General features: G+C 35.0%; 7 protein-coding genes. All 7 read right to left on the bottom strand.

Annotated elements, in window-relative coordinates:
- Nucleotides 1–1,654 (bottom strand): tetratricopeptide repeat protein (locus tag JCM15579_RS01885; RefSeq protein ID WP_218186017.1); only part of this gene is annotated, 1,654 nt, incomplete at its 3' end.
- 231 nt (nt 1,655–1,885) lie between these two features.
- Entirely contained in the window at nt 1,886–4,438 is a 2,553-nt protein-coding gene (locus JCM15579_RS01880; RefSeq protein WP_054714914.1) for an NACHT domain-containing protein, read from the bottom strand.
- A 121-nt stretch (nt 4,439–4,559) separates the two neighbouring features.
- Complete coding sequence (locus tag JCM15579_RS01875) at nt 4,560–5,327, bottom strand: LytR/AlgR family response regulator transcription factor (protein ID WP_054714910.1); 768 nt, start codon at nt 5,325–5,327, stop codon at nt 4,560–4,562.
- 88 nt (nt 5,328–5,415) lie between these two features.
- Nucleotides 5,416–7,533, bottom strand: a complete 2,118-nt coding sequence (locus JCM15579_RS01870) for a S9 family peptidase (RefSeq protein WP_054714906.1) — start codon at nt 7,531–7,533, stop codon at nt 5,416–5,418.
- A gap of 97 nt (nt 7,534–7,630) precedes the next feature.
- Complete coding sequence (locus JCM15579_RS01865; RefSeq protein ID WP_218186016.1) at nt 7,631–9,187, bottom strand: ATP-dependent DNA helicase RecQ; 1,557 nt, start codon at nt 9,185–9,187, stop codon at nt 7,631–7,633.
- Nucleotides 9,184–9,489 (bottom strand): hypothetical protein, encoded by a 306-nt coding sequence (locus JCM15579_RS20530; protein ID WP_218186015.1) that lies wholly within the window; start codon nt 9,487–9,489, stop codon nt 9,184–9,186. Before JCM15579_RS20530 ends, JCM15579_RS01865 begins: the two co-directional genes overlap by 4 nt.
- A 26-nt stretch (nt 9,490–9,515) precedes the next feature.
- Complete coding sequence (locus tag JCM15579_RS20525; RefSeq protein ID WP_218186014.1) at nt 9,516–9,743, bottom strand: DEAD/DEAH box helicase; 228 nt, start codon at nt 9,741–9,743, stop codon at nt 9,516–9,518.
- Between the last annotated feature and the right edge of the window lie 119 nt (nt 9,744–9,862).

Genomic DNA, 9,862 nt, shown 5'->3' with positions numbered 1-9,862 from the left:
AATCGGCCAAAGTGATGATAGATGCGTATTTCTCATCTAAGGCTTTCTTTTCTGCAGCTAATCTTGCAGCTTCTTCTGCCTGTCTTTGCTGTTCTACCAACAACTCATCAATCTTAGTTATCTGATTTTTGGGATATTGCTCCTCCGATTTCAATGCCACAGCTTCTGAATAGGAGGATTTCGAAGATGTATAATCTCCTGATTCAAATTGCGAATCGGCCAAAGTGATGATAGATGCGTATTTCTCATCTAAGGCTTTCTTTTCTGCAGCTAATCTTGCAGCTTCTTCTGCCTGTCTTTGCCGTTCAGCCAACAGCTCATCAATCTTTGCGATCTGTGACTTTGGATATGGCTCCTCTGCTTTCAATGACAAGGCATCAGAATAAGAGGTTTTCGCTGATGCATAATCTCCTGATTCGAACTGTGAATCTGCCAAAGTGATGATGGATGCATATTTATCGTCCAAGGCTTTCTGCTCTGCTGCCAAGCGTGCTGCTTCCTCTGCCTGTCTTTGTTGTTCAGCCAACAGCTCATCAACCTTTGCAATCTGTGACTTTGGATATGGCTCCTCTTCTTTTAATTCCAAAGCATCTGAATATGAAGTTTTCGCTGATGTATAATCTCCTGACTCGAACTGTGAATCTGCCAAAGTAATGATAGCTGCATATTTCTCATTCAAGGCTTTCTGCTCTGCTGCCAAACGTGCAGCTTCTTCTGCCTGTCGTTGCTGTTCTGCCAGCAGTTCATCAATCTTTGTAATCTGTAACTTTGGATATTCTTCCTCTGTTTTCAATGCCAAAGCATCCGAATAAGATGTTTTCGCCGAGGTATAATCTCCTGATTCGAATTGAGAATCTGCCAAAGAGATGATAGATGCATACTTTTCATCCAAGACTTTTTGCTCTGCAGCCAAGCGTGATGCTTCTTCAGCCTGTCGTTGCTGTTCTGCCAACAACTCATCGATCTTTGCTATTTGCGATTTTGGATATTGCTCTTCTGCCATAACTGCTATGGCTTCATTATAAGCCATTTTGGCTTCTTCATACTTCTTTCCTCTAAAGTTAATATCGCCTTTTTGAATAGCAGCCTTATATGCTTTTTCTTTAGCCAATCGCTGCGCTTCCAATTCCGCAGCTCGTCTTCTTGCTTCTGCCTCTGCTTTTTGTATTGCATCACGAATCTGAGAGTCGTAACCTCTGTCATAATCAAAATTATCCAATTCTTTGTCATACATGATCATACCCATAGGTTGATCAAATATGGATAAATCAAGACCTTCATATGCTGGAAACAATGAAACTGTAAATTTAAAAGGAGGAAATTGACTATCTCTGCTTAATACTTCTTCGGGTACAAATGTTGACACACTAACTTTCTTGGTCACGAAGCCTTCCTTCGAAAATTCAAATATATAATCATTCCCAAAATCTAAATCACATGTAAATTTTCCATTATTATCAACAAGTTTTGATTCCAATTTAACTGCATTTTCATAGATCGTTATAAAAGTATTATCAATACTTCCATTTTCTATTTTCACCTTTCCGGTTACAGAATATTTCTCTTGTGCAGAAATAGAAAAATGAGAGAAAACCAGAAAAATGACAGCACTCAACTTAATTATGAACTGCAGGTTATATCGAGAAAAATTCATATTCATGGATCATTTAAGGATACGTAAAAGCAAACTATTGCTTTCAACGTTTTATTCATATACTTATTATTCCTGATTTAAAAGTAGTTCCCATTTATTCCCTAGAATCTATTCCTAAATCGCAATAATCGTAAAGTTATAATTTTGAAACGGAATTGGAATATAATAAACAAAATAAAGCTGTTTGCCTAAACAAACAGCTTTATAATTAAAGTGAATTTGTGAAGAGTATTATACTAACAATGCCGCTAAAGTATAGCTAGAAGCATATTTCTTTAATAAATGTGTCTCCTCAGAGATACAAATTTGTTCTTTGGTCTTTTCATTAATGCCATTGTAAAAACGTGCCATTTTTCGGTAAAGACTTGCTGTGCATGAATGATAATTTGCAAATTCGCTTAGCTCAATTGCTTTATTAAAAAATTCCTCAACTTTTTGAATCTTGTTCTTTTCCTGATAACAAGTACTCAAAAATGAATTGTAATATATTTGGAGGTAGTAATTTTGCGATGAATTAACTTCACTTTTACTATTTAATAAATAGTCAATTTGTTCTTTGTTTATAGTCATTCCCAAAGAATACTGCGCAAAAATCTTGTAGCATTGTAACAACCTGTAATTGGAAGACCAAGTCTTATCACCTTCACTTTTGTACAAATGTTCCGCATCATCTACCAATTGTAAAACCTTATGGTATGACTCCATATAAGTTAATGCCATACAAAGAATTAATTCAAACTCTCCGTCAATTGCACTATTTACTTCCGCATATTTTAAATATGCCATTTCTCTGTAATAGAACAATCTGAGAAGTTCAATATCATCAGTATCATTACCTATAAAATGATTATACATTAAAACTGCGGCCAATCGTATAGCTATCGTAAAACCAGAACAGCTTGTATCTGCTTCTTCCTGCGCCAACTCATTGTAATAAGTGGTTGCCTTGTCTGATTCATAACTAAATATTGCAGACATGAGCAGTAAACTTAAAGATCTAATTCTTAGATTTTTTGTAGCACCATTTTTTGCAAATATTTCCAAAACTTCCTTCGATTGATCCTTAATATTTAACGTATCAGAAAATGCTTTCGAAAATATTTTCTCTGACTTCTTATTTTCAGCCAGATGTTGAATCAATTCAAACTTGTATTTTTCTGTATAAATTGAAGAGTTAAAGATAGTTTCCAATACACATGGAGCAGAGATGGTATCATCACTTAACTCAAACAAGTTCTTCAATTCCATATGTTTGCCACTCAAAAATGCTGACTCCAGCAAATAAGAAACCAACCTGTTTTTCAACTCATAGCCCTGATAATTCTGGTCAACATTTTTAATCAACTCAAAATTAAGTTCTCCATTCTTCTCAATAAGACTTATTCCAATCAATGTTTCAAAAAGTACCTCATTGGTAATCTTTACATACTTGCAATAATTGTTCTTTTTATTGGTAGAGATATATTCTGTGATGATTCCAAAAGATAATAGTTCCTGATAAGCAGCATAGTAATCTCCTGCTGTTTTTAAATGAATTGGATATCTTTCTCTAAGTTCCAGTTTTTTTGCTGAAGTTCCTTCCTTACCATGATTTATTAAATCCAAAATAGAATACAGAATATCAATTTTTTCTTCAGAATAACGTGAGTAGTAAACTTTATTCTTAACATACTCACGCATCAATTCATATCCCTTATTTAGTTTATGAATGTTATTGGGTGAAAATAGTTTGATAAACAATTCAAGAAAAAATGGATTAGAAATCACCTTTTTTTGCAAGTATGTTAAATCATCAACGCTAACATTCGGTGCATATTGAAGATTTAATGTTTTTTCGAACACTCTTTGAATCTCTTTATGACTTAAAGGTGGTATGTTTGCCTCATTTATTTTTTCCGATTCATCATTTAAATCATACCAGCAATCCTTTAAAGCATTTGATTGAAAAACAAATGGCATTGCAAATTTTTGCCATGTTGTATTTCTTGATGTCAAAATCAATTTAACTTTACCTGAATCCTTGAAATTTAAAATAAACTGCTTCAGCTGCAAGAACACCCTCTCCAACTTAAAATTGTCATATGTGATTTCATCTAAAGCATCAATCACAAAAATAATTCTACTCTCACAAGCATTCGGATGTTCAAGGAAATATTTTAGAGAATCCTTCTGGGTAAACTTAAGCTGATCCTGCAACCAATCTTCCAATTTAAAATCTGCATTCAAAAAACTGATCATCATGGATGCATTCAAAAACAGAACTACATCATCGTTTTTCTTATTAAGCCATTTTCTTTCAAACCACTTGGCAATCATTGTTGATTTTCCAAATCCGCCTGGAGCAATAAATGCCAAGGCACTATTGGCTGATTTCAAAAACTTTTCTATTCTCTGCTCTGCTTCTTTTCTCGGAGTTACGGCTTTAAACGGAATTCCCGATTGACCTGAAATGTACTTATATGTTTCTGTACTAAATGAAATTGCTTTATTGTAAAAATCGGACCAATCTTCTTTTGGCTCAATTTCTTCTTTAGGCTGATATTCCCAATAGTTACAAAAATGCTCCCAGTTTTGATATCCTAAATAACTAGATAAAATATTTAGTGTATACTTGGCAGGTGTCGTAGTGCTTTTTAAAAAACCGAATAATCTTCTAATCGTAGTAGTACTGATTCTACTTCCTGTTTCTTCGCAAATTGTATCTGCTAAAAATTTGCAATCTTTGGTATAAACCAAATCTTCACCAAATTTTTTAAGAATTTCAGATTTTAGCTGTTCAATCATAGTTGTGGTTCTTCAATTTCACAGTGAAAATACAGAAGAAAAACAGCCTTTTCAATGAATAATTTGCCACTACGTAATACTAATTTCTGAATACGTAGTTTGAGTTTGTGAATGCGGAATTCTATTTTTTAGAATCGGGTAAGAAATCAGCTATATTCTTTAATCTTTTTAGAAACTCAGCTTTTCTGCCTTCCGATATTTCAATTTCCTCCTTGTTTTCAAGCACCACTTTTCCTCCTCTTCCTTTTACGTAATTGTCCACAAAATTTAAGTTGATCAAATGCTTGTTGTGTACTCTACAAAATATATCTGAAGGAAGTAATTCTTCGAAATTCGATAAGGCTTTTGAAACCATAATGGATTCCTCATCTAAAAAATAAAAATGAGTATAACTACCATCAGCTCTGCAATAAACAATTTTTTCGATCTCGACTACTTTTAAGCCATTTGAAGTTGGCAATACAATCTTTTTATTTTGATTGTTCAAACTATCAAACAACACTTGAATCTTTTCATTCAAATCCAAATCTTTATGATTTTCCTTATAGCGTCCAACCGCAGCTTGTAACTCTAGGTAATTAATTGGTTTTAACAGATAGTGTAAAGCTGAAAATTGAAAAGCTTTTATCGCATAATCATTAAAAGCGGTTGTGAATACTACTGCGAAATCTCGATTTTTGACTTTTTGCAATACTTCAAATCCATCGCCATCAGGCATCGAGATATCTAAAAAAACCAAATTCGGCTTCAATTCATTTATTGATTCAACTCCTGATTTTACATTATGCGCAAACCCAACAATTTCAATCCCAGTACAATATTTCTCAAGCAATTTATGAAGAGTTGCCTGACTCTTCATCTCATCATCAATAATTAAGGTTCGAATCATAAGTGTATTTGTTTTGGTCAGAATCGAATTTTAAATATACAAAAAAGCGCCCTAAACGAGCGCTTTTCCATTAACATTCTTATTTTTTTTATTCATTAATTCCTATTTGATCAAAAACAAAAGCATATTCTAAAGCTACCTCTTTTAATCTTTCAAATCGACCTGATGCACCTCCATGACCAAAGTCCATATTGGTTTTTAACAACAATGGATTCTCATCAGTTTTCATATCGCGAAGTTTAGCCACCCATTTAGCTGGTTCCCAATACTGTACTTGCGAATCATGCAAGCCGGTTGTTACCAGTAAAGCCGGATAGTTTTGCTTTTTTACATTATCGTAAGGCGAATAGGATAGTATGTAATCGTAATATTCTTTGTTCTTGGGATTTCCCCACTCATCGAACTCTCCTGTTGTTAAAGGAATAGATTCATCTAACATGGTAGTTACCACATCAACAAATGGAACCGCAGCAATTACTCCTCTATACAATTCTGGTTTCATATTCACAATTGCACCCATTAGCAAACCTCCAGCGCTTCCTCCCCAGGCAAATACTTTGTCTTTTGCTGCATATCCTTCTGCAACCATATGTTCGGCACAGGAATTAAAATCGGTAAATGTATTTTTCTTTTTCAATAGCTTACCATCTTCATACCAGTATCGTCCCATTTCCTGACCTCCTCGAACATGAGCCGTTGCAACCACAAAACCTCTATCCAATAGACTTAAGCGAACCGAACTGAAGTAAACATCCGAACTAGATCCATATGAACCATAAGCAGATAACCAAAGAGGATTCTTCCCTTTTTGAAATTTATCTTTTCGATATACTAAAGAAATTGGCACCTTTGTTCCGTCTTCTGCGGTTGCCCACAAGCGTTTGGCTTCGTAGTTATCTTTATTAAAACCACCAAGAACCTCTTGTTGCTTCATGATTGTTTTCTCTTTTGTTCCCATATTATAATCTATGGTAGAACTAGGCGTAGTTAGCGAGGTATATCCATAACGCAATACATCTGATTCAAATTCCGGATTAGCAGAAATCCAAGCGTCGTAAGTTTCCTCACCAAAATCGAGATAATGCTCCTCACCGTTTTCCCAATTTCGAATTCGAATTTGATTTAAACCATTTTTACGTTCGCCAACCACAAGGTAGTTTTGGAAAATTTCAAAGTTACTTAGGAAAACATCATCTCTGTTTGGAATCATTTCAATCCAATTCTCCTTTGTTGTTTTGTTAACAGGAGTTTTCATCATACGGAAATTCTTCGCCTGGTAATTCGTTCTGATATAAAAATGATCCTTATAATGAGCAATTCCATATTCCAAATCTCTTTCGCGAGGCTGAATTACCTTAAATTCACTGTTTGGTTTGCTTGCATCAATATATCTGTATTCTGAAGAAACGGTACTACTTACCCCAATCATGATATATTTTCTTGATTTGGTTTTGTAGCAAAAAGTATAGAAAGTATTATCCTTCTCTTCATAAACCAATTCATCATTCTTTGCTGAAGTTCCCAAAACATGCTTGTAAACTTTATATGGCAAGAGGGTTTCAGGATGTTTAACCGTATAAAAAACAGTTTTGTTATCGCTAGCCCAGGTTATTCCACCTGTTGTATTTGCAATTTCATCGGTATAAACTTTATCATCAACCAAGCTCTTAAACTTTATTGTGTATTTTCTTCGGCTTAAAGTATCCTCCGAGTAGGCTAAAATTTTATTATCCTCGCTTACCGAATAACTACCAATGCTGTAATAACTAAACCCTTTAGCCATTTCCGGAACATTTAACATGATTTGCTCCTCAGCATCCAATTCTCCTTCTTTTCTGCAATACAAAGGATATTCTGCATCACCTTCGGTTCTGCTATAGTAATAATATCCATTTGATTTTGCGGGAACTGATTCATCAGTCTTTTTAATGCGAGCAACCATTTCATCGAAAAGTTTCGTTTGAAACTCTTCCGTATGTTTCATTACCGCATCGCAGTAATCATTTTCAGCAGTCAAATAATTAATAACTGTAGAATCTTCACGTTGATTTAACCAGTAGTAGTTGTCGATTCTGGTGTGATCGTGAATTTTTAGTTCTTTGGGAATTTTTTGAGCAACCGGAGGATCGGGCAAGTTAACTTTCTGATTGCATGCCGCCATAAACATAGCCATTATAGCAATGCTTAAAATTGATCTTGTTTTCATGTTTAGTTAAAATTTAAAGGTACAGGTTAATTAGATTGAAACCTAAATTTAACAAAAACATTTCAATGATCAATAATTATTTTCTAATAACACAAGATTATGAAGAAGTTACTTTGAGATATGATATGGCCAATCGTATTTTGTAATACTCTATTTCCTCGCCCATATACATGTATAATTCTTTGATATTCTCGGTATAGTTTAGGGAACGAAATGCATTTTCAATCTGTTCCAATTCTCGTGAACTGAAGAATTCATACAAATCGATATCAGCTCCCTTTTCATACAAAGAGGCCAAATGAGAATATATTGTAACCGGATTTACTTTTCGGATACTAGCAATTTCATCTACCGAGAAACCTTGCTTGTAATATTCGTAAGTTTTGTAGAATGACTCTCCGCTTTTTTTGGCTTCGCGATTCTTGCTTTGCTGAAAGTTTAGGATTTCATTGATAAACAACTCTCCATAAAGCTGATATTTGCGAACACCAACTCCTGAAATCATTTTCATCTCGAATTCACTGGTTGGCTTATCCTGTGTCATTTCATGCAATGTAGCATCCGAGAAAACCAAATATGGCGGAATATTCTCCTCCCTGGAAATTTGCAATCGAAGTTTACGAAGAGCTTCAAATAAACCTTCACGATCAAGTTGCTTACTTGTCTTTTTCTCAATTGGTTTAATCACAGGCTCTGATTTCATTGAAGCCAAATGTACAAGCTTCACCAATCGTTCGCCAAAAAGAGCTTCTTTGGCTTGCTCGGTTAATCGCAATGCATTGCCATGATCGTAAGCAACAGTTATATATCCAAGATTTAATAGCTGAAGCAGATATTGCTGCCAATCCTGATGCGCAATGTCTTTTCCTGCTCCATAGGTTTTGATTTGGTTGTATCCTTTGCTAATGATATCCTGACGTGAAGAACCACGTAAAACATCAATTAAAGTTCCTGCTGCAACTTGCTCTTTTAAACGAACTATTGCAGAAAAAGCCTTTTGCGCAATTATGGTTCCATCAAACAACTGAGGTGGATTTTTACAAACATCACAGTTGCCACAGTCCTCTTCCAAGTGCTCACCAAAATAACTCAACAAAATTTTTCGTCGGCATATTTGAGCATCACAAAACTGCTGTATACGCTCCAATTTGGCATGCGAAACCTCTTTAAGCTTCGATTCATCTATAAATTTACGGTGCACAATTACATCCGAAAAGCTATAAAATAAAAGTGTATCTGCTTTTAATCCATCACGTCCGGCGCGACCAATTTCCTGGTAGTAGGACTCTATATTTCGAGGCAAGTTATAATGAATTACCCAACGCACATTTGATTTATCGATTCCCATACCAAATGCTATTGTCGCACAAATAATAGGTACTTCATCATTAATAAAATCCTCCTGTCGTTTGGCACGCTCTTCGGCTGATAAACCTGCGTGATAATAAGAAGCATTTACTCCTGCATTTCGTAATTTTTCAGACAAACCTTCCGTTGCTTTTCTGCTTAGGCAATAAATTATACCTGCTTGATGTGGCCTCTGACGAAGAAATCCCAATATGGATTTGAACTTATCACGCCCGGGAGCAACGGTTAAACTTAGATTTGGTCTATCGAAAGAAGAGATGAATTTTTCAGGATCTGATAGATTCAATTGTGAGACAATATCCTTCTGTGTAAGATTATCGGCTGTAGCGTTAATGCAACAATAGGTACATGAGGAAACTGCTTCTTCAGATAGGCCATTTTTGTATACTCGGGACGAAAATCATGTCCCCAAACCGAAATACAGTGAGCCTCATCAACAGCAAACAAATTTACTTTAAGCTGTAGCATCAGATAATAGAAATCCTGGCTTACCAGTTTTTCTGGAGACACATAAAGCAATTTTATTTTACCAGCAATAAGGTTTTCAATTATTTCACCCTGTTCACCAGTGGTTTGAGAACTATTCAAATAATCAGCTGCAACTCCATTGGCTCTTAAGCTTCAACCTGATCTTTCATTAGAGCGATCAGAGGAGATACAACAATGGTAACTCCCTCCATGATAATAGCAGGAATCTGATAGCAAATGGATTTTCCACCTCCTGTTGGCATAATCACCAAAGCATCGTTCCCTTGCAAAACAGAATTGATTACCTTCTCTTGCAATGGACGAAATTTATCATATCCGAAATATTTTTTTAATGCGTTTGATGCTGCTGACATGCCGAAATTTTAATTGGGATGACAAAGCTAGCACAAATCAACTGAAGAATAAAGAAGAATTTATCAACAAGCCATAATTGAACTGTGATATCAACTTAAAATATGACTAAAATCAGCAT

Source organism: Marinifilum fragile JCM 15579, assembly GCF_001310955.1.
Classification (GTDB): domain Bacteria; phylum Bacteroidota; class Bacteroidia; order Bacteroidales; family Marinifilaceae; genus Marinifilum; species Marinifilum fragile.
This window is presented reverse-complemented; position numbering and strand designations above follow the sequence as displayed.

What these genes read in the sequence shown, in the direction of transcription:
- JCM15579_RS01880 (WP_054714914.1), bottom strand. Translation starts at nt 4,438, where the DNA reads ATGATTGAACAGCTAAAATCTGAAATTCTTAAAAAATTTGGTGAAGAT.
- JCM15579_RS01875 (WP_054714910.1), bottom strand. Translation starts at nt 5,327, where the DNA reads ATGATTCGAACCTTAATTATTGATGATGAGATGAAGAGTCAGGCAACT.
- JCM15579_RS01870 (WP_054714906.1), bottom strand. Translation starts at nt 7,533, where the DNA reads ATGAAAACAAGATCAATTTTAAGCATTGCTATAATGGCTATGTTTATG.
- JCM15579_RS20525 (WP_218186014.1), bottom strand. Translation starts at nt 9,743, where the DNA reads ATGTCAGCAGCATCAAACGCATTAAAAAAATATTTCGGATATGATAAA.